Raw genomic sequence first — 19,976 nt, forward strand, 5'->3', positions numbered from 1 at the left:
CGAGGCTCTGCGGCGGGTGACTATGCCGCGATTATGGGCGAAACCACCGGGTAGCGGCAAACCGGCTATGCTCGCAGGATGATGCCATTCGCCCTGCTCCACGACCTGCCCCGGCAGCTACGCCGCCCCAACGTGCGCGACCTGGCCTGGGCCCTGCTGTCGCCCCCGTTGCTCAGCGCCCCGCCCTGCCCCCAGCGCCACCCGCTGGCGGGTAGCCTGTGGGCGGACCAGCCACAGCGCCTGGCAGACTGGCTGCGGGCGCTGGATGACGATGATCGCCCACTGCGCGACTGGCTGGCGCAGCTAGGCAGCCGGCGCCTGGGGCACTACTACGAACGGCTGTGGCAATTCGCCCTGGGCCAGGCCCCGGGCATCGAACTGCTGGCAGCCAACCTGGCGATTCGCGAAGGCGGGCGCACCCTGGGCGAGCTGGATGTGGTGCTGCGCGACCGCGATGGTGTGCACCACCTGGAACTGGCCATCAAGCTGTACCTGGGTCCGGAACACCCCGGGCACGACCCCGACACCTGGCTAGGGCCAGGCTGCCATGACCGACTGGGAAGCAAACTGGCGCACCTGGCACGGCACCAGTTGCCCATGTCGGCGGGGGCGCACAGCCGCGAGGTGCTGGCCCGGCTGGGGGTGGAGCAGGTGCAGGCGCATGTGTGGCTGGGTGGCTATCTGTTCTACCCGTGGCCCGGGCATGCGCAGCCACCACAGGGCGCCAACCCGCAGCACTTGCGCGGGCGCTGGCTGCGGCGGCGGGACTGGGTCATGGGCGAAGGTGAGCAATGGCAGCCGCTGCAACGGCATGCCTGGCTGGCGCCGGCGCGGGTCGAGGCGCATGAGTGCTGGGCGGTGGAGCAGTTTGCGGCGTGGCTGCATGTGCTGGAACGGCAGGCTCCGGCGCAGTTGCTGGTGAGGTTGGAGCAAGAGGCTGACGGGGCGTGGCAGGAGGCCGAGCGGGTGTTTCTGGTGGCTGACAGTTGGCCATCTACACCCGAGGCATGATGCCAGCTGTACCGGCCCTTTCGCGGGCTTGCCCGCGAAGAGGCCGGTGCAGACAACACAATTTTCACAGACCTGGCGCAAAGATTTGTTCCCCCGCAGCCATTACAGTACTTCCTGAGCGCCGGCAAGAGCGCCATTCCGACCTGATGACGAGGACCGATCATGGTTTCATCCACCCCCGCGACCCATTACGCGCGCCTGTCCATTGCCCTGCACTGGCTGATGCTGGTGCTGCTGGCCGCTGTCTACGCCCTAATCGAACTGCGTGGCCTGTTCCCCAAGGACAGCGTCGAACGCAACCTGATGAAGGACCTGCACTTCATGCTCGGGCTCAGCGTGTTCGTGCTGGTCTGGTTGCGCCTGGCCATCCGCCTGAGCCGCCCGACCCCACCCATCGTGCCCAAGCCTGCGGCCTGGCAGACCGGCCTCGCGCACCTGATGCACCTGGCGTTGTACCTGCTGATGATCATCCTGCCGCTGGCCGGCTGGCTGATCCTCAGCGCCGCCGACAAACCAGTGCCGTTCTTCGGCCTGGAGCTGCCGCACCTGATCGGCCCGAACCCGGATCAGGCCAAGTTCATCAAAGGCTGGCATGAACGCATCGGCAGCTGGGGCTACTGGCTGATCGGCCTGCACGCGCTGGCCGGGCTCTATCACCACTATGTGCAGCGCGACAACACGCTGCTGCGCATGCTGCCCTACAAGTAACCGCGCCGGCCCTGCAGGCCGCCGGTGTGCACCACGATCAGGCGGGTGCCGGGCGCGAACAGCCCGGCCTCGACCTGCTCACGCAGGGCCAGCAGGGCCTTGCCTGTGTAGAGGGCTTCGAGCGGCACGCCGGTGTGCCGCTCGCAATCAGCGATGAACGCCAGCAGATCAGCGTCGAATTTGCCGAAACCGCCACGGCAGGCGTCGTGCAGCTTGTAGCCATGCGCGCCGGCCAGTGCTGCTACCGCCTCCGGCACGCCATGGTCCCTGGGTACCGCCAATGCACCATGCACCACATGTGCGCCCGCCTCGGCCATTACCAGACCGGCCAGGGTAGTCCCCGTTCCGGCAGCCAGCCACCAGGCGTCGTAGCCCGACCAGCCCAGTGCCGCGATCTGCGCCCGTGCCTGCTGCATGATCAGCGCGCAGCCCTGTGCACCGGCAAGCCCGCCTCCCCCTTCGGGGATGCAGTGCCAACCCGGATAGCGTGCCTGCCAAGGGTCCCAGAAACCCGCTTGGTTTCGTGCGCGGTAGCCGCCATAGCCCAGCCAGTGCAGTTCCATACCCAGCGCCTGCAGGTCACGCACGGTTGGCGTGTCCTGGGCGTGACCACGCAGCAGGCCGGCGGTGGCGAAGCCGAAGCGCTTGCCGGCAGCGGCCAGGGCGTGCAGGTGATTGGAATGGTTGCCGCCGAGGCTGATCAGGCCCGAGGCGTTGCTGGCGCTGGCCTGTTGCAGGTGATGGCGTAGCTTGAACCATTTGTTGCCGCTGATCAGCGGATCGATCAGGTCCAGGCGCAGGATGGCGGCTTCTACCTGGGCTTGTTGGAGCCAGGGCAGGATCAGGGGCTGCAAGGGGGGTTGGGGGAGGTCAAATTGCATCGCGCGAGTTTACCAGTGAAGGCCTGGGGGCTGCTTTGCAGCCCATCGCCGGCAAGCCGGGCTCCCACGGGTACAGCGCCAACCTCAAGCATCACGCTGTACCTGTGGGAGCCCGGCTTGCCGGCGATGGGCCGCAAAGCGGCCCCGGCGATCTCAGAGCTCAGCCGCCAATCTCGAACCCTGGTTGATCGCCCGCTTGGCATCCAGCTCGGCCGCCACATCGGCCCCACCAATCAGGTGCACCGACTGCCCCGCCGCCACCAGCCCGTCCTGCAGCTCGCGCAGCGGTTCCTGCCCGGCACAGATCACTACGTTGTCCACCGCCAGTACCTGCGGCTCGCCATCGGCCACGCGAATGTGCAGGCCCGCATCGTCGATGCCCAGGTACTCGACGCTGTTGAGCATCTGCACCCGCTTGTTCTTCAACCCGGTGCGGTGAATCCAGCCAGTGGTCTTGCCCAGGCCGTCACCCACCTTGGATTTCTTGCGCTGCAACAGGTACACCTGCCGCGCCGGGGCATGCGGCTCGGCCTTGATCCCGGCCACGCCACCACGCGCCTGCAGATGGGTGTCGATACCCCACTCCTTCCAGAACGCCTCACGGTCCTGGCTGGTGGCAACGCCCTGATGCACCAGATACTCGGAAACGTCGAAACCGATGCCACCCGCGCCAATCACCGCGACAGCCTTGCCCACCGGCTTGCGCTCGAGCAGCACGTCGAGGTAGCTGAGCACCTTGGCATGCTCGACACCGGGGATGGCCGGTGTGCGCGGGGCGATGCCGGTGGCCAGGATGATCTCGTCGTAGCCACCGTCCACCAGGGACTGCACATTGACCCGGGTGTTCAGGCGCAAGTCCACGCCCGTGCTTTTGACCTTGTTGCGGAAGTAACGCAGGGTTTCATGGAACTCTTCCTTTCCCGGTACCCGCTTGGCCACATTGAACTGCCCGCCGATCTCGCTGGCGGCATCGAACAGGGTCACCGCGTGGCCGCGCTCGGCCGCCACCGTGGCCGCCGCCAGGCCGGCCGGGCCTGCGCCGACCACGGCAATGCGCTTCACGGTGCGCACAGGCAGGTAGTTGAGCTCGGTCTCGTGGCAGGCACGCGGGTTGACCAGGCAACTGGTCAGCTTGCCGCCGAAAGTATGGTCCAGGCAGGCCTGGTTGCAGCCGATGCAGGTGTTGATCTCGTCGCCGCGACCGGCAGCGGCCTTGTTGACGAAGTCCGGGTCGGCCAGGAACGGGCGTGCCATCGAGACCATGTCGGCATCGCCTTCGGCCAGCACCGCCTCGGCCACCTCCGGAGTATTGATGCGGTTGGTGGTGATCAGCGGAATGTTCACCACGCCGCGCAACTTGGCGGTGACCTTGCTGAATGCCGCGCGCGGCACCTTGGTGGCAATGGTCGGTATACGCGCTTCGTGCCAGCCGATGCCGGTATTGATCAAGGTCGCGCCGGCCTTCTCGATGGCCTTGGCCAGCAGCTCGATTTCATCCCAGGTGCTGCCGCCCTCGATGAGATCGAGCATCGACAGGCGGAAGATGATGATGAAGTTCGGCCCGACCGCGCCGCGCACCCGGCTGACGATCTCCACCGCCAGGCGCATGCGGTTTTCATAACTGCCACCCCAGCGGTCGGTGCGGTGGTTGGTGTGGGCGGCGAGGAACTGGTTGATGAAGTAGCCTTCCGAACCCATGATCTCGACGCCGTCGTAACCGGCGCGCTGGGCCAGCACCGCGCAATTGACGAAGTCGGCGATCTGCTTCTCGATACCCGCCTCGTCCAGTTCCTTGGGCTTGAACGGGTTGATTGGCGCCTGGATCGCGCTGGGCGCCACCTGGCGCGGGCTGTAGGCGTAGCGCCCGGCATGCAGGATCTGCAGGCAAATCTTGCCGCCGGCAGCGTGTACCGCCTCGGTGACGATGCGGTGCTTGTCGGCTTCTTCCTCGGTGCTGAGCTTGGCCGCCCCGGAATACACCCCACCCTCATCGTTGGGCGCGATGCCGCCGGTAACCATCAGGCCGACACCACCGCGGGCGCGCTCGGCAAAGTACGCCGCCATGCGCTCGAAGCCGCCCGGGCGCTCTTCGAGGCCGGTGTGCATCGAGCCCATCAGGGTGCGGTTGCGCAAGGTAGTGAAGCCCAGGTCCAGCGGTGCGAGCAGGTGCGGGTAGCGGTCGGCGGCCATGGAAAGGTCCCCAGGTGGCGTATTCACGGAATGCGGGTGCCTCACCGGCTGGCGGACCCCGTCGTTTGTCTGCCTGCGACATTAAACAGACGTTTGAACGGGCTCAATGATCGAAACTGACAAGTTATTGATCCTCGCGCACAGCGCGACTACCCTAGGAAACTCTTGTTTCCAAGGCGCTGTCCTGCTTCATGCGAAAACTCCTGGCAAGCGCCCTGGCGCTGGTGATGATCGCCGCCCTCTGCGGCTACGGTTTCTGGACCCAGCAGCGCCCGGAAGGCCATTACCTGTCCGACCTGCGCATCGAACTGGCGCTGAACCATGGCGTGCCGGGCGAGCACGGCAACCTGCTTGGCGTCGAACCGCTGCTGTTCCCGGGCGACTACCAGAACCTGCAGCGCCTGCACCGCAAGCTCGCGGCCTACCTGGAGCAAGCCCGCACCCAAGGGCTGGTCGGCCCGCGCACGGTGGTGGTGCTACCCGAGCACATCGGCACCTGGCTGTGGGCGCGTGGCGAAAAAAACGAGCTTTATCAAGTCACGCAAAGCCGCGAAGCTCTGCAATGGCTGGAACTGAGCAACCCGCTGCGCTATGGCCTGGCCATGCTCCGTGCCGACGGGGACGACTGGCGCGCCGACGCGCACCTGCGCATGAAAGCCGAGCAGATGGCTGCGGACTACCAGCAACTGTTCGGTGGCCTGGCCAAGGAATTCAATGTCACCCTGGTGGCCGGCTCTATCGTACTGCCCGCCCCCTACGTGAAACAGGGCGTGCTGCATGCCGGCAGCGGCCCGCTGTTCAACAGCAGCGTGGTGTTCGCCGGCGACGGCTCGCTGCTGGGCCAACCGCAACGCCAGCAGTTCCCCGACAGCGAAATGCGCCGCTATGTACATGATGGCCGCCAGCACCCGCTGCAGGTATTGCAAACCCCTGCCGGGCGCCTGGGCGTGCTGGTGGGCAGCGACAGCTGGTACCCGGAAAACCACCAACAACTGGCCCAACAGGCAGTACAACTGATCGCCAACCCGGTGTTCCTCAGCGGCAAGGGCAGCTGGCAAGCGCCTTGGCGCGGCAATCGCCATCAGGATGCCAGCGCCGGGCTGCCCTTGCGGCGCGGCGAAGTCAGCGAACAGGCTGCATGGCAGCGACTGACCCAATCGGCCGGAACCAGCGTCAGCAGCATGAGCGTGTTCATGCGTGGGCAGTTCTGGGAACAGGGCAGCGACGGCCAGGGCTTTGCCCGCCAGGCGGGTGAATTGCTGGCAGGCACCCCCAGCCCTGGAGCCCGCCTGTTGAACCTGTGGTTGTAAGCCCATGGCCCGCCCCCGCGTGCGCCTGGGTGACCTGTCGGTTGGTTTTGTCCAGCCGCTGACCGAGGCCCTGCGTGAACTGGGCCACGACCCCGAGCCGCTGCTGCGCCGCTATGGCCTGGACGCGGCACGCCTGGGCGAAGCCGGTGCGCGCTTGTCGATCCCGCGCTACATGCACCTTGGGCACGCTGCCATCGAGCTGTGCGGCGAGGCCGCACTGGGCCTGCACATGGGGCGCCTGAGCCGCCTGGCGCATGCCGGCCTGGCCGGGGTCACCGCTGCCCAGGCACCGAACCTGGGCGAGGCGGCACGTACCCTGTTGCGCTTTGAGCCGCTGTATGCGGCCAACTACCGAGGCCACTCCAGTTTTCAGGAAGATGCCCAGGGCGCCTGGCTGCGCTTCTACTCCATCAGCCCCTACAACGCCTACAACCGTTTCGTGGTCGATTCGCTACTTGCCGGCTGGCTCGCCCAGCTTGCCGACCTGGCCGGTACGGCGGTGCAGGCCGAACATATGGACATCGAGTTCGCCGCACCCGCCTATGCCGCGCGCTACCAGCCGCTGTGCAGCACACCCGTGCAGTTCGCGGCCGCTGGTAACCAGCTGCGCCTGAGCCGGGCCACGCTGCAGCTGGCCAACCCCAGGCATTGCCCGAGCACCTGGCAGCACCTGCTGCAGCTGTGCGAGGCGGAAATGCTGCAGCGTACGCGGGTGCGCAGCCTGGGTGAGCGCATTACCCACCTGCTGGGCCCGTTGCTAAATGGTGGCCGTGAACCGGACCTGGAAGAAGTGGCGCTGCACCTGCAACTGCCGACCTGGACCTTGCGCCGCAAACTGGCCGAGGAAGGCACGCGCTTTCGCGACCTGCTCAGTGAAACACGGCGCGACCTGGCCGAGACCTATATTCGCGATACGGAGTTGGCCTTCGGCGAGATTGCCTATCTGCTGGGGTTTGCGTCGGCCGAGGCCTTCCAGCGCGCGTTCAAGCGCTGGACGGGCCTTACACCGGGAGAGTTTCGCCGCAGCCAGCGGCGGGCAGGCTAGAGCTCTGTAGCGTCGTCAGCCGGTTCCGGGGTGTCCAGTTCATAAGCCTGGAATTCGAGAAGTTCTTCTTGGTATTCGTCCATAGCCCTAAGCCCTCTTCATTCATTTTTCCTGGTAACTGTCGCCTCACCCTAGGCAGGAAGGATGAAGGAATCATGACAAGCTTATGATCCGGTGCCCAGCAATCGTTAGCCCCGTGCTACTTGATATTAGCCGTTTGTAGGTCATGCAGGCTTTAGACGGCAGGCCCAAGCCGAACTACGCGTGCGCAGTGCTGGCTGCGCTCCCTCGTGCAGTGCGCAAGCATGCCATAGCCATTTCTGTCGCCGCAGGTGTGCCCCATGACAAGCTCAGCCAGGCACTAAGTGCTCTGGCGACTGCGCACTCAGCGCCCTTTTCAACACTTCGTAGAGTTTGCCGTCACCCGATTGAGCAACGTTGAAGCGCAGGAAATCCCCCGCCGTCATGGATTGGCTGAACGCATTACCGGGCGCCAGCACTACACCTTCATTCAGGCAGGTCCTGGCCAGCGTTGCTGCATCCTTGCCTTGAGGGAGCTGGCACCAGAGGTACATGCCTGCCTGGGGAATTATCCACGGCTTGATACCAATGGCCTGAAGCCTCGGCACCGTTCTGTCCATTGCCTCGCCTAACCGGTGGCGGACACCTTCCATGTGTTTTCGGTACCCGCTATCCGTAATCGCTTGATAGATGATGTCCGCGGCCAAGCGTCCGCCGCCGAAGGTGGTCGCGATCTTCAGGTCGACCAGGCTCTCGATCCATTCACCACGGGCGGCGATGTAGCCGCATCGGATTGAAGCAGAGATGGTCTTGGAAAAGCTGCCTATCTGAATCACACGCGAGAGGCCGTCGAAGGCAGACAGCCGTGGCGCGGGCGTATTCTCGAAATCAGCGAAGATGTCGTCCTCCACGATCACCAGGCTAGAGGTGTCGGCCAGCTTCAGCAGCCTGTGCGCGGTGACCGGGGACAGGCTGGCCCCGGTTGGGTTGTGGATGCCGGAATTGGTGATGTACAACCTGGGTACGTGCCTGAGCAGGGCTGCGCCGAACGCCTCGATGTCCGGGCCTGTCTGCGTGTAGGGCACCCCGACAATGTTCACCCTGTGGGCTTTGAGCAGTGCGTGAAAATTGAAATAGCAGGGGTCGTCGACCAGGACCGTGTCCCCCGGTTCCAGCAGAAAACGGCAAATCAGGTCGATGGCGTGGGTGCCCGATTCGGTGAGCATGATCTGTTCCAGCGGGGCTTCGATGCCGATGCCAGCCAGCCGTCGCGACAGGAACTGCCTGAGCGGCGGATGCCCGAGCGGCGACGCGTACTCGGCCAGTTTTACCGTGTCGGAACGGGCAGCGACTCGCAGCGCTTTACGCATGCCGGCTTCGTACATCCAGGAGGCAGGCAGCCACCCGCACCCTGGTTTCAGCGCATCGCTGGAGGTTTCAAGAGACTGGCGCGAGATCCACAGCGGGTCGACCTCACGATCGAGCCTGGGGCCGAGTTCGGTCAGTGCCAAGGGCGCCACGGGCCCTGCCACGTAGTAGCCAGAGCCAGGGCGGGCGCTGAGCACCCCCTCTGCCATCAACCGTTCATAGGCCTCAAGGACGGTAGAAACCGATACCTGCATGGCCTGCGCCATTGCCCGGACCGAAGGGATCCGCGTACCGGGTGTGTAGGTCCGGGAGGCTATCCTCGCCTGCACCTCACCCATGACGGTCCGAATCAGCGTTCCACTGCGTTTCATCGCACCCTCAACTGTGCTGGATTAATGTGCATAACAGTTCGGTCAAACTGTATTGGATTGTACATGGCCTTGGTGAACGCGTCAGTGATGTACTGAACCCAGACTTATCGAGGACTGGGCGATGGAAAAATCAACAAGCGGATGGATCAACGGCTTCATAGGCGTCGCCATCTTCGCCGGCTCGCTGCCGGCCACCCGTGTGGCAGTGACGGCCTTCGAACCGACGTTCCTGACCTGTGCCAGGGCAACGATTGCCGCTCTGTTGGGGGCGCTTTTCTTGCTTGTGCTGCGCCAGCCTCGCCCTGAACGCGGTGACCTGTGGTCATTGGCGGTAACAGCGTTGGGCGTGGTAATCGGTTTCCCGCTGCTGACGGCACTGGCCCTGCAGCATGTAACCTCTGCGCATTCCATTGTCTTTGTCGGGCTGCTGCCGCTGTGTACCGCAGGGTTTGCCGTGCTGCGGGGCGGTGAGCGACCTCGACCACTGTTCTGGTTGTTCTCGTTGACGGGTGCCGGAATCGTCGTTGGTTATGCGGTTATGAATGGTGGGGAGGCATCGGCGCTGGGCGATTTACTGATGATGGCGGCGGTCATCGTCTGTGGGTTGGGTTATGCCGAAGGGGCGCGGCTGTCGCGGACGTTGGGGGGTTGGCAGGTGATCAGTTGGGCGTTGCTGGTGGCGTTGCCGCTGATGCTACTACTGACAATCACTAATCTTCCGACACCAGATGCCTTCGCCAAAGTAAGCGCCCCTGCGTGGTTCAGCCTCGGCTACGTTTCACTGTTCAGCATGCTGATCGGTTTTGTGTTCTGGTACCGAGGGCTGGTCCAGGGTGGCATTGCAGCAGTGGGCCAGTTGCAACTCTTTCAGCCGTTCATGGGGCTTGGGCTGGCAGCGTTGCTGCTGCACGAACAGGTCAGCTGGATGATGCTTGTGGTGACGCTGGGGGCTGTCATCTGTGTTGCCGGGGCCAAGAAGTACGCCTTGTAGATGTCGATCCAGAAAAAAGCGAATTGGGAAGGCTTCGCCAAGCCGCAGCGCGCCTTGGGGACCTCCGTAAGCTGTTCGCACCGGGGCAGTTGCACAGCACAGGGCCAAGTTCATGGGCACGGAGGATTTTGCCCCATGGCGGTACTGCGCAGATGTTGAGAACTGCGCAGTACCTGTGGGAGCGGTTTACCCCTACAGGCAAGCCATCAGAGGGCGGGGGACGCGGGCTCAGCGGCCTCGGCAGGCTGTGCTTGCTGTTGTACTTCAATAGGCGCAGCCTCAGCCGGCGGTGCCACTGGCTGCGAGCCCTGGCTGTCATCCAGCACCGGCGCTGCTACCGCCTCGCTGGCCGGGGCTACAGGGGCCGGGGCTGGCGCCGCATCAACCAAAGGCTCAGCAACCGGGGCCGGTGCCACCGGCGCTGCGGCGGCCGGCTCCGGCAGCCCCAAGGCAGCCGCTGGCGCGTCGACCTGCGGTGCGGGCTCCTCGACCTTGGCCTTGCTCTCCTGCCTAGCCTTGGGCTTTGGCAAGTAGCTCTCAACCAAGGCGAAATAGCGATCATAGAACTGCGCCGCTGTCACAGTCTCGCTGGCCACCTTGACCATCGAGTCGTCGCTGGAGCCGATCGGCATCGATACCGACCCCAGTACACCAACCCCCAGGCTGGCGGAGGTGTTGGACTTTTTCAGCGCGTAGCGGTCCTGCAAGGCGTTGGCGAACATGGTCGAACGCTGCTCGTCGCTCACATCCGGCGCACAGGTGACGTTGAAACTGATCTGCAGGTGGTTCTCGCTGTTCTGCTGGAAGCTCTTGTTGCCCACCACCTGGTTGGCGCCGCTGCTGGTGATGATGTAACCCTGGCTGAGCAAGGCGCGTCGGGCGGCCTCGCAGGAGCCGGCATCGCTCACCGGGAAGCTGCGCGAGAAGGTGCCCGAGTCATCGAAGTTCTCGTGCTCGTAGACGGCGGCTTTTTTCGAGGAACAACCGGTCACGCCCGCCAGCACCAGGGCCAGCCCGAGCGCACCAAAGACGGAAGATCTGGTCATTGCGAATTCCGGGTAAGTCAAGAAGGTGCCTATTGTGCAACACAGCAGGCAGGCACAGGAACCGCTGATCGGTGAAGAGTCTGTCAGGTTCGTGTAAATCTGGGTCAAGGGCGGCAATTGCCAGACGCAGAAACGAAAAAAGCGACCCTAAGGTCGCTTTCTCGTTGCTTCGAGACGTTCAAGGGGCCTCGAAGCGAAGATGGCGCAGCGGACGGGACTCGAACCCGCGACCCCCGGCGTGACAGGCCGGTATTCTAACCGACTGAACTACCGCTGCGTATCATTCAGGCTTGCGCCCGATTGAAACCTGGGTCTACCCTTCCGGCGCGATGGCCTCAGGACAGGCACAAAAAAAGCGATAACGTGATCGCTTCTTTTGTGTTTTCTTCAAGGTGTTCAAGGGACCTTGAAACGAAGATGGCGCAGCGGACGGGACTCGAACCCGCGACCCCCGGCGTGACAGGCCGGTATTCTAACCGACTGAACTACCGCTGCGTATCGTTCAGGCTTTCGCCCGATTGAAACTGGGATCAGCCCAAGGCGTTTACCTTGTGGCTTCAGACCGGTGCCAGGCACCCATCTGATACTGAAAAATGGCGCAGCGGACGGGACTCGAACCCGCGACCCCCGGCGTGACAGGCCGGTATTCTAACCGACTGAACTACCGCTGCGCAGTGCGTTCCTCTCTGGCTATCGGTTTCTTGCGAAACCTGAAGCACCAGGAACATCTCAGGAAGTGGTGGGTGATGACGGGATCGAACCGCCGACCCTCTGCTTGTAAGGCAGATGCTCTCCCGGCTGAGCTAATCACCCTCGCGATGTTGCTTGTTGCGTTTGCTTCGCTGAGGCCGCGAAATTTACGCAGGTGGCGAAGCTAAGTCAATAGCCCCATTGAATTTTTTTCAGAAAAGCGCAAAAGCGGTGCGGTTGCCTGTGGCGGCCTCTTCGCGGGTAAACCCGCGAAGAGGCCGGTACAAGATATGCACAAGGCTCAGGTGTAGATCATCTTGCGGGTCATGCCGCCATCGACCACGAACTCCTGGCCGGTGACGAACGCCGCTTGCCGAGACAACAGCCAGGCAACCATGGCCGCCACGTCTTCCACCGTCCCTACCCTGCCCGTCGGGTGCTGGGCATGGTCCGCCTCGGTCAACGGCTCGGCACGGCGCTGCGACGGATCACGGGCATCGATCCAGCCCGGGCTCACCGCATTGACGCGAATCTCCGGGCCCAGGCTCATGGCCAAGGCATGGGTCAAGGCCACCAGCCCGCCCTTGCTCGCTGCGTAGGCCTCGGTATCGGGTTCGGATTGCCGCGCCCGGGTGGACGTGAGATTGACGATCGCCCCATTGTGCGCACGCAGGTACGGCGCACAATGCTTGGCCAGCAGCATCGGGCCGTTGAGGTTGACCGCCAGCACCCGGTTCCACTGCGCCAGGCTCAGGCTTTCCAGGGTCTGGTTGTGCGGGTTGGCGATGGCCGCATTGCACACCAGCGCGTCCAGGCGACCAAACTGCCCCAGCACCTCCGACACCCCGGCGCTGACCTGGGCCTCGTCGGCAACGTCCATGGTGATGAACCAGGCATTGTCACCCAGCGCCTTGGCCGCCTTTGCGCCGCGCTGGCGGTCAAGGTCGCTGAGCACCACCTGCCAGCCTTCGCAGATCAACCAGGCGGCAATACCCAGGCCGATGCCGCGTGCGGCACCGGTCACCAGGGCTACCCGGCCGTTATGGCCGGGCGTACCGCCGCGGATTTCAATCACAGTGCCGCCAACCCGCGCGCCAGGTCGGCCTGCAGGTCGGCCACATCTTCCAGGCCCACGGCAACCCGGATCAGGCTGTCGCGGATACCCGCGGCTTCACGCTCCTGCGGCGTCAGGCGACCGTGGGAGGTGGTGGCCGGGTGGGCGATGGTGGTCTTGCTGTCACCCAGGTTGGTGGTGATGGAAATCACCCGGGTAGCGTCGATGAAGCGCCAGGCGCCTTCTTTGCCACCCTTCACCTCGAAGCTGACCACCGCACCGAAGCCACTCATCTGGCGCTTGGCCAGTTCGTGCTGCGGGTGGCTCGGCAGGCCGGCGTAATGCACCTTCTCCACGCCCTCCTGCTGCTCCAGCCATTCGGCCAGCAGCTGGGCGCTTTCGCAGTGCGCACGCATGCGCAGGCGCAGGGTTTCCAGACCCTTGGTGAAGATCCAGGCGTTGAACGGGCTGAGGGTGGGGCCTGCGGTACGCAGGAAGCCCACCACTTCTTTCATCTGCTCGGCACGGCCGGCAACCACGCCACCCATGCAGCGGCCCTGGCCGTCGATGAACTTGGTGGCCGAGTGGAACACAATGTCAGCACCCAGCTTCAGCGGCTGCTGCAGCGCCGGGGTGCTGAAGCAGTTGTCCACCACCAGCATGGCGCCGTGGGCATGGGCGATTTCGCTGAGCGCGGTGATGTCGACCAGCTCTGCCAGCGGGTTGGACGGCGATTCGACGATCAGCAGCTTGGTATTGGCCTTGATGGCCTTTTCCCAGCCGGCGAGGTCGACCAGTGGCACGTAGTCCACCTGCACGCCAAAGCGCTTGAAGTACTTCTCGAACAGGCTGATGGTCGAGCCGAACACACTCTGCGACACCAGCACATGGTCACCGGCACTGCACAGCGACATCACCACGGCGAGGATCGCCGCCATGCCGGTGGAGGTGCCCACAGCCTGCTCGGCGCCTTCCATGGCCGCCAGGCGCTCCTCGAAGGCACGCACCGACGGGTTGGTGTAGCGCGAATAGACGTTCCCCGGCGTTTCGCCGGCAAAGCGTGCGGCCGCATCGGCAGCCGTGCGGAACACATAGCTGGAGGTCAGGAACAGCGCTTCGCTGTGCTCGGCCTCCGGTGTACGGTTTTGACCAGCGCGCACCGCCAGGGTGTCGAAACCGACACCCTCGAGGTCACTGTCCAGTCGTCCGGCATCCCATTGATCCGTCATGCCGTCGCTCCCGAAATCAGTTGTTGTAGAGGTCGATGATCGCACTGACCGCCTGGTTCTTGGCCTTGGCCAGGTCGTTACGAGCCTGCTCGATGCGGTCGAGGTAGGCTTCGTCGATATCGCCAGTGACATACTCACCGTTGAACACCGCACAATCGAACTGATCGATCTTGATCTTGCCGCCACCGACCGAGTCGATCAGGTCCGGCAGGTCCTGGTAGACCAGCCAGTCGGCGCCAATCAACTCGGCCACCTGTTCGGTGGTACGGTTGTGGGCGATCAGTTCGTGAACACTCGGCATGTCGATGCCGTAGACGTTGGGGTAGCGCACGGCAGGAGCTGCGGAGCAGAAGTAGACGTTCTTGGCGCCGGCTTCACGGGCCATCTGGATGATCTGCTTGCAGGTGGTGCCGCGCACGATCGAGTCGTCCACCAGCATCACGTTCTTGCCGCGGAACTCCAGTTCGATGGCATTGAGCTTCTGGCGTACCGATTTCTTGCGCGCGGCCTGGCCTGGCATGATGAAGGTACGGCCGATGTAGCGGTTCTTGACGAAACCTTCGCGGAACTTCACGCCCAGACGGTTGGCCAGCTCCAGGGCCGCGGTGCGGCTGGTGTCCGGGATCGGGATGACCACGTCGATGTCATGCTCGGGACGTTCGCGCATGATCTTGTCGGCCAGTTTTTCACCCATGCGCAGACGGGCCTTGTACACCGACACACCATCCATGATCGAGTCCGGACGGGCCAGGTAGACATGCTCGAAGATGCACGGCTGCAGCTTTGGTGCTTCGGCGCACTGCTTGGTGTACAACTGGCCTTCTTCGGTGATGTACACCGCTTCGCCCGGCGCCAGGTCGCGGATCAGGGTGAAGCCGAGGACGTCCAGGGCCACGCTTTCCGAAGCAATCATGTATTCCACGCCTTCGTCGGTGTGACGCTGGCCGAACACCACCGGGCGGATGCCGTTGGGGTCGCGGAAGCCGACGATGCCGTAGCCGGTGATCATCGCCACCACGGCGTAACCGCCAACGCAGCGGCTGTGCACGTGGGAAACCGCGGCGAACACGTCTTCTTCGGTCGGCTGCAGCTTGCCACGCACCGCCAGCTCATGGGCGAACACGTTCAGAAGTACTTCCGAGTCGGAGTTGGTGTTGACGTGGCGCAGGTCGGACTCGTAGATCTCCTTGGCCAGCTGCTCGACGTTGGTCAGGTTGCCGTTGTGTGCCAGGGTGATGCCATACGGCGAGTTGACGTAGAACGGCTGCGCCTCGGCAGAGGTCGAGCTGCCCGCCGTCGGGTAGCGCACGTGGCCGATACCGATGCTGCCGACCAGGCGCTGCATGTGGCGCTGCTGGAACACGTCGCGCACCAGGCCATTATCCTTGCGCAGGAACAACCGGCCGTCATGGCTGGTCACGATACCGGCAGCGTCCTGGCCGCGGTGCTGGAGGACCGTAAGCGCGTCATACAGCGCCTGATTGACGTTCGACTTACCGACGATACCGACGATGCCACACATGCGACGCAACCCCTACTTTGACGAAACTTGAGTGAATAGTGCTCAGGGCTTTGCCGGCCCGAGCAACTGTTCCTTGAACGGAAGATCAGCTGGAGTGCCGATCAGCCCACTGGGTGTCCACTGGCCGGTAAAACCCAGGATCAGGTTTTTCGACCAGTCGGCAACCAAGAGAAATTGTGGTATCAGGCGTGATTCCTGCCACCAGGTGTCTTGTTGAACCGGCCCCAGGCTGATCAGCCCGATGGCCACCACCACCAGCAGGGCCCCGCGCGCGGCGCCGAAGGCCATGCCCAGGAAACGATCGGTGCCGGACAGCCCGGTCACGCGAATCAGCTCGCCGATGAGGAAGTTGATCATGGCCCCCACCAGCAAGGTGGCGACGAAAAGAATGGCGCAGCCGGCGATGACGCGCATCGACGGCGTCTGGATGTAGCTTTCAAGATACACCGAGAGCGAACCGCCGAACATCCAGGCAACCGCACCGGCAATGATCCAGATGAGCAAGGACAAGGCTTCCTTGACGAAGCCGCGCTTGAGACTGATCAGTGTGGAGACGGCGATGATCGCGATGATCGCCCAATCAACCAAGGTAAATGCCACGGTGCTGCCTGCAGACGTTTGAGGCGGCGCATTTTAACAGAGCGGCGGGCTGGGAGTAAGCGGAATGTCGGGTGGATTAGCATGCGCACTTCTGTAGGAGCGGCCTTGTGTCGCGATCGGACCGCACAGCGGCCCCAAGGATCTCGGACACAGCCAAAATCGCTGGGGCCGCCATGCGGCCCGATCGCGACACAAGGCCGCTCCTACAAGGGCCCGAGTCAGCCAGACTCAGCTGCGCTCAGGCTGGAAGCGCACCACGAAGCCATTGAGGCTGTTCTGGCGGTTGATGGCGTCGCGCACGCGCTCAGCCTCGGCCCGCTCGATCAGCGGCCCCACGTACACGCGGTTCATGCCACCCGCCGAGCGGATATAGGCGTTGTAACCCTGGCTACGCAAGGTTTGCTGCAGCTTTTCGGCCCCGGCACGGTTGGACAGGCTGGCCAACTGGATCGACCAGCTGACCGGCAGGCCATTGACGTCGATCTTCGATGGCGCCGTCGGCGCGGCCGGCTTGGCTGCCGGCTGAGGCTCGACCTTGGCCACAGGCGCCTGCGGCTTGGCAGGCTGAGGCTGGGGCTGCACCTGCACTTGAGGCTGGGTCTGCGGTGACGGTGCAATCGGCTGGCTGGGCGTGCTCGCCGGCGCGGTGGACTCGTCCACCACCACCGGTGGCTGTTGCGGCTCTTGCGCAATGGCCTGCGGCTCCGGCACGGCGACCGGCTCCACCTTCACTTCCGGCAGGCTTGGCATGGCCGGCGCCTGCGGGGCATCGACGCGCACCTGACGCATCTCGTCCTCGCGGGTGAACAGCATCGGCAGGAAAATCACCGCCAGCGCCACCAGCACCAACGCACCCACCATGCGCTGTTTCATCCCTTTATCCAGCACTGCCATCTACTCCACCCTCCTGGGCGTGCCGCTCCAGCCATTCCAGTGCCTGGGCAACACAGAAAAACGAACCGAACAGCAAGATCTGGTCATCCGCCGTTGCCTGCGCGCATTGCCCTTCAAGGGCAGCATCGACGCTGGCATAAGACTTCACCGCGGCGCCGACGTTCGTCAAGGCCGTGGCCAGCTCCGCAGCCGGGCGGCTGCGCGGGGTATCCAGTGGCGCCACTGCCCAGTCGTCGACCAGCCCCTGCAGCGGCGCGACAACACCGTCCAGGTCCTTGTCGGCGAGCAGGCCGAACACCGCCAGGCGGCGCCCCTTCAGCGGCCGGGCCGCCAGGCGCCGGGCCAGGTACTCCGCGGCGTGCGGGTTGTGCCCGACATCCAGCAACAGTTCCACCGGCTTGCCCTGCCAGCTCAGCTGGCGACGGTCGAGGCGACCCGTGATTCGGGTATCCAGCAGCGCCTGGCGAATCTGGCCGGCGTCCCAGGGCAGCCCCATCAGCAGGTAGGCCTGCAGGGCCAGCGTGGCGTTTTCCATGGGCAGGTCGAGCAAAGGCAGGCCAAGCAGCTCTACCGGCGCTCCATCAGCCGCAGTACCCCGCCAGTTCCAGCTGCCATCGGCAATGGCCAGGTCGAAGTCACGACCACGCAGGAACATCGGCGCAGCCAGTTCGGCGGCCTTGTCCAGCAGCGGCTGAGGCGGATCCAGGTCACCGCACAGTGCCGGCTTGCCCTGACGGAAGATGCCTGCCTTCTCGAAGGCCACCAGCTCGCGGGTATCACCCAGGTAATCGACATGATCGACGCCGATGCTGGTCACCAGGGCCAGGTCGGCATCCACCACGTTCACGGTGTCCAGGCGGCCACCAAGCCCCACCTCCAGTACCACGGCATCCAGCTGCGACTGGTAGAACAACCAGAACGCGGCCAGAGTGCCCATCTCGAAGTAGGTCAGGGAAATTTCGCCCCGCGCCGCCTCGACGGCGGCGAAGGCTTCGCACAGGCGCTCATCGCTGGCCTCTTGGCCATCGATCAGCACCCGCTCGTTGTAACGCAACAGGTGCGGCGAGCTGTACACGCCAACCTTCAACCCCTGGGCACGCAGCAGCGAGGCCACGAAGGCACAGGTCGAGCCCTTGCCGTTGGTGCCGGTCACCGTCACCACACGTGGCGCCAGCTTGCCTAGCGCCAGCCGGGCAAGCACCTTCTGCGACCGCTCCAGGCCCATGTCGATGGCCGAGGGGTGCAACTGCTCGAGGTAGGCGAGCCATTCGCCCAGGGATCGTTGTTTCATCACGCGACGGCAGCCGCCTCACGCGCTTGCTCCGGGGTTTCCTGGCCAGTCATCTGCGCCAGCAGGCGGGCCAGACGCGGGCGCAGCTCGCCACGAGAGATGATCAGGTCGATGGCGCCGTGCTCCAGCAGGAACTCACTGCGCTGGAAGCCTTCCGGCAGCTTCTCGCGCACGGTCTGCTCGATCACGCGCGGGCCGGCGAAGCCGATCAGTGCCTTCGGCTCGCCGACGATCACGTCACCGAGCATGGCCAGGCTGGCGGAGACACCACCGTACACAGGGTCGGTCAGTACCGAGATGAACGGGATGCCTTCTTCGCGCAGGCGCGCCAGCACGGCCGAGGTCTTGGCCATCTGCATCAGCGAGATCAGCGCTTCCTGCATGCGTGCACCGCCCGAGGCGGAGAAGCAGACCATCGGGCAGCGGTGCTCCAGGGCATAGTTGGCCGCGCGCACGAAGCGCTCGCCGACGATGGCACCCATGGAGCCGCCCATGAACGAGAACTCGAAGGCGCTGACCACGATCGGCATGCCCATCAGGGTGCCGCTCATGGAGATCAGGGCGTCCTTCTCGCCGGTTTGCTTCTGCGCGCCAGCCAGGCGGTCCTTGTACTTCTTGCCATCACGGAACTTCAGGCGATCGACCGGCTCCAGGTCGGCGCCCAGTTCGGCACGGCCATCGGCGTCGAGGAAGATGTCGATGCGCGCACGTGCGCCGATGCGCATGTGGTGGTTGCACTTGGGGCAGACATCCAGGGTCTTTTCCAGCTCCGGACGATACAGCACGGCCTCGCAGGCCGGGCATTTGTGCCACAGGCCTTCAGGCACCGAGCTCTTCTTCACCTCGGAACGCATGATCGAAGGGATCAGTTTGTCGACTAACCAGTTGCTCATGCTTTCTTTCTCCAGTATTGGCAGGCGTGGTCCGGTGTCGCCGGCCCTACCCTGCCCTTGAGCTCAAAATCTTTTATGAAACGATGATGGACCGGCCGCCAGGACTACCAGCGCGCCACCCCACCGCTAATGTGTTGTGTTGCCGCCACAGGCGCAGGCGGCTGCCCCGCAGGGCTGCGAAAGCTATGGACGATGGCGCGCAGCCAGCCGTCACATCTGCCATCACGCCTGTTTCACCGCACGCATGAAGGCCTCGATCTTCGCCGCATCCTTGATGCCCTTGGCTTGCTCCACGCCGCCACTGACATCCACCGCGTACGGCCGTACCTGGGCGATGGCCTGGCCGACATTGTCGGCAGACAGCCCGCCCGCCAGAATGATCGGCTTGCTCAGGCGCGCAGGCACCAGCGACCAGTCGAACGCTTCACCGGTGCCTCCGGGTACGCCCGGCACGTAGGTGTCCAGCAGAATGCCGCGGGCACCAGCGTAAAGCCGGCAGGCCGCCTCCAGGTCGTCGCCCGGGCGTACGCGCAGGGCCTTGATCCAGGGGCGGTGGTAGCCTTCGCAGTCCTGTGGGGTTTCGTCGCCGTGGAACTGTAGCAGGTCCAGCGGAACCACTTCGAGAATCTCGTTCAGCTCGCAGCGCGAAGCATTGACGAACAAACCGACCGTGGTCACGAACGGCGGCAGCTCGGCAATGATCGCCCGCGCCTGGCGCACGTCCACGGCGCGCGGGCTCTTGGCATAGAAGACGAAGCCGATGGCATCGGCCCCCGCTTCGGCAGCGGCCAGTGCGTCTTCGATGCGGGTAATCCCGCAGATCTTGCTGCGAACATTGCTCATGGACAGCTAACCCTGCTT

Annotated in this window: 17 protein-coding genes and 4 tRNA genes; 5 read left to right on the plus strand and 16 right to left on the minus strand. The window is 64.3% G+C overall.

The window, feature by feature from the left end; genetic code table 11:
- The first annotated feature begins 78 nt into the window (after nt 1-78).
- Together IMX18_RS16695 and IMX18_RS16700 are read left to right on the plus strand one after the other, a co-directional pair.
- Nucleotides 79-1,011 carry a DUF1853 family protein gene (locus tag IMX18_RS16695; RefSeq protein WP_043935444.1) on the plus strand — a complete coding sequence of 311 codons (933 nt, stop codon included), beginning with the start codon at nt 79-81 and terminating at the stop codon, nt 1,009-1,011.
- Between the two features lie 162 nt (nt 1,012-1,173).
- Nucleotides 1,174-1,719, plus strand: coding sequence for a cytochrome b (locus IMX18_RS16700; RefSeq protein ID WP_003260150.1), 546 nt, complete (start codon nt 1,174-1,176; stop codon nt 1,717-1,719).
- On the opposite strand, the gene IMX18_RS16705 is transcribed toward IMX18_RS16700, so the two are convergent.
- Both IMX18_RS16705 and IMX18_RS16710 read right to left on the minus strand, forming a co-directional pair.
- A complete protein-coding gene (locus tag IMX18_RS16705; protein ID WP_015269444.1) occupies nt 1,710-2,600 on the minus strand; it encodes a 1-aminocyclopropane-1-carboxylate deaminase/D-cysteine desulfhydrase in 891 nt (296 codons plus the stop codon). The genes IMX18_RS16700 and IMX18_RS16705 overlap by 10 nt on opposite strands.
- 153 nt (nt 2,601-2,753) lie before the next feature.
- Nucleotides 2,754-4,790: an NADPH-dependent 2,4-dienoyl-CoA reductase gene (locus IMX18_RS16710; RefSeq protein WP_015269443.1), complete on the minus strand. Its 2,037-nt coding sequence runs from the start codon at nt 4,788-4,790 to the stop codon at nt 2,754-2,756.
- Between the two features lie 191 nt (nt 4,791-4,981).
- Between IMX18_RS16710 and IMX18_RS16715 the strand changes: the two genes are divergently transcribed.
- Together IMX18_RS16715 and IMX18_RS16720 are read left to right on the plus strand one after the other, a co-directional pair.
- Nucleotides 4,982-6,100, plus strand: coding sequence for a nitrilase-related carbon-nitrogen hydrolase (locus tag IMX18_RS16715; RefSeq protein ID WP_013971619.1), 1,119 nt, complete (start codon nt 4,982-4,984; stop codon nt 6,098-6,100).
- Between the two features lie 4 nt (nt 6,101-6,104).
- Nucleotides 6,105-7,145, plus strand: coding sequence for an AraC family transcriptional regulator (locus IMX18_RS16720; protein WP_015269441.1), 1,041 nt, complete (start codon nt 6,105-6,107; stop codon nt 7,143-7,145).
- 350 nt (nt 7,146-7,495) lie between these two features.
- On the opposite strand, the gene IMX18_RS16725 is transcribed toward IMX18_RS16720, so the two are convergent.
- Nucleotides 7,496-8,905: an aminotransferase-like domain-containing protein gene (locus IMX18_RS16725; protein WP_217190291.1), complete on the minus strand. Its 1,410-nt coding sequence runs from the start codon at nt 8,903-8,905 to the stop codon at nt 7,496-7,498.
- Between the two features lie 121 nt (nt 8,906-9,026).
- On the opposite strand from IMX18_RS16725, the gene IMX18_RS16730 reads away from it, so the two are divergent.
- Nucleotides 9,027-9,896 (plus strand): DMT family transporter, encoded by an 870-nt coding sequence (locus IMX18_RS16730; protein ID WP_217190293.1) that lies wholly within the window; start codon nt 9,027-9,029, stop codon nt 9,894-9,896.
- A 206-nt stretch (nt 9,897-10,102) separates the two neighbouring features.
- Here IMX18_RS16730 and IMX18_RS16735 read toward each other — a convergent pair whose 3' ends face one another.
- The 13 genes from IMX18_RS16735 to IMX18_RS16795 all read right to left on the minus strand — a co-directional run bounded on the left by IMX18_RS16735 (nt 10,103) and on the right by IMX18_RS16795 (nt 19,958).
- Nucleotides 10,103-10,942, minus strand: a complete 840-nt coding sequence (locus IMX18_RS16735; protein WP_015269439.1) for a DUF2242 domain-containing protein — start codon at nt 10,940-10,942, stop codon at nt 10,103-10,105.
- A 200-nt stretch (nt 10,943-11,142) separates the two neighbouring features.
- Nucleotides 11,143-11,219: transfer RNA gene (locus IMX18_RS16740), tRNA-Asp, on the minus strand.
- A 141-nt stretch (nt 11,220-11,360) separates the two neighbouring features.
- Nucleotides 11,361-11,437: transfer RNA gene (locus IMX18_RS16745), tRNA-Asp, on the minus strand.
- A 99-nt stretch (nt 11,438-11,536) separates the two neighbouring features.
- A tRNA-Asp gene (locus tag IMX18_RS16750) sits at nt 11,537-11,613 on the minus strand.
- A gap of 66 nt (nt 11,614-11,679) precedes the next feature.
- A tRNA-Val gene (locus tag IMX18_RS16755) sits at nt 11,680-11,755 on the minus strand.
- Nucleotides 11,756-11,933: 178 nt separating this feature from the next.
- On the minus strand, nt 11,934-12,707 hold the full coding sequence (locus IMX18_RS16760) for an SDR family oxidoreductase (protein ID WP_013971614.1): 774 nt from the start codon (nt 12,705-12,707) through the stop codon (nt 11,934-11,936).
- Nucleotides 12,704-13,915: an O-succinylhomoserine sulfhydrylase gene (locus IMX18_RS16765; RefSeq protein ID WP_003258500.1), complete on the minus strand. Its 1,212-nt coding sequence runs from the start codon at nt 13,913-13,915 to the stop codon at nt 12,704-12,706. The genes IMX18_RS16760 and IMX18_RS16765 overlap by 4 nt, the downstream gene beginning before the upstream one ends.
- 16 nt (nt 13,916-13,931) lie before the next feature.
- Complete coding sequence (gene purF / locus IMX18_RS16770) at nt 13,932-15,437, minus strand: amidophosphoribosyltransferase (RefSeq protein WP_013971613.1); 1,506 nt, start codon at nt 15,435-15,437, stop codon at nt 13,932-13,934.
- Between the two features lie 42 nt (nt 15,438-15,479).
- Nucleotides 15,480-16,037 carry a CvpA family protein gene (locus IMX18_RS16775; RefSeq protein ID WP_013971612.1) on the minus strand — a complete coding sequence of 186 codons (558 nt, stop codon included), beginning with the start codon at nt 16,035-16,037 and terminating at the stop codon, nt 15,480-15,482.
- Nucleotides 16,038-16,265: 228 nt separating this feature from the next.
- A complete protein-coding gene (locus IMX18_RS16780; protein WP_191471881.1) occupies nt 16,266-16,931 on the minus strand; it encodes an SPOR domain-containing protein in 666 nt (221 codons plus the stop codon).
- On the minus strand, nt 16,915-18,222 hold the full coding sequence (gene folC / locus IMX18_RS16785) for a bifunctional tetrahydrofolate synthase/dihydrofolate synthase (protein WP_054573327.1): 1,308 nt from the start codon (nt 18,220-18,222) through the stop codon (nt 16,915-16,917). Before folC ends, IMX18_RS16780 begins: the two co-directional genes overlap by 17 nt.
- A complete protein-coding gene (accD, locus tag IMX18_RS16790; protein ID WP_013971609.1) occupies nt 18,222-19,115 on the minus strand; it encodes an acetyl-CoA carboxylase, carboxyltransferase subunit beta in 894 nt (297 codons plus the stop codon). The genes folC and accD overlap by 1 nt, the downstream gene beginning before the upstream one ends.
- A gap of 222 nt (nt 19,116-19,337) precedes the next feature.
- On the minus strand, nt 19,338-19,958 hold the full coding sequence (locus tag IMX18_RS16795) for a phosphoribosylanthranilate isomerase (RefSeq protein WP_013971608.1): 621 nt from the start codon (nt 19,956-19,958) through the stop codon (nt 19,338-19,340).
- Nucleotides 19,959-19,976: the final 18 nt, after the last annotated feature.

It is taken from the genome of Pseudomonas shirazica (assembly GCF_015168335.1).
Lineage (GTDB): Bacteria > Pseudomonadota > Gammaproteobacteria > Pseudomonadales > Pseudomonadaceae > Aquipseudomonas > Aquipseudomonas asiatica.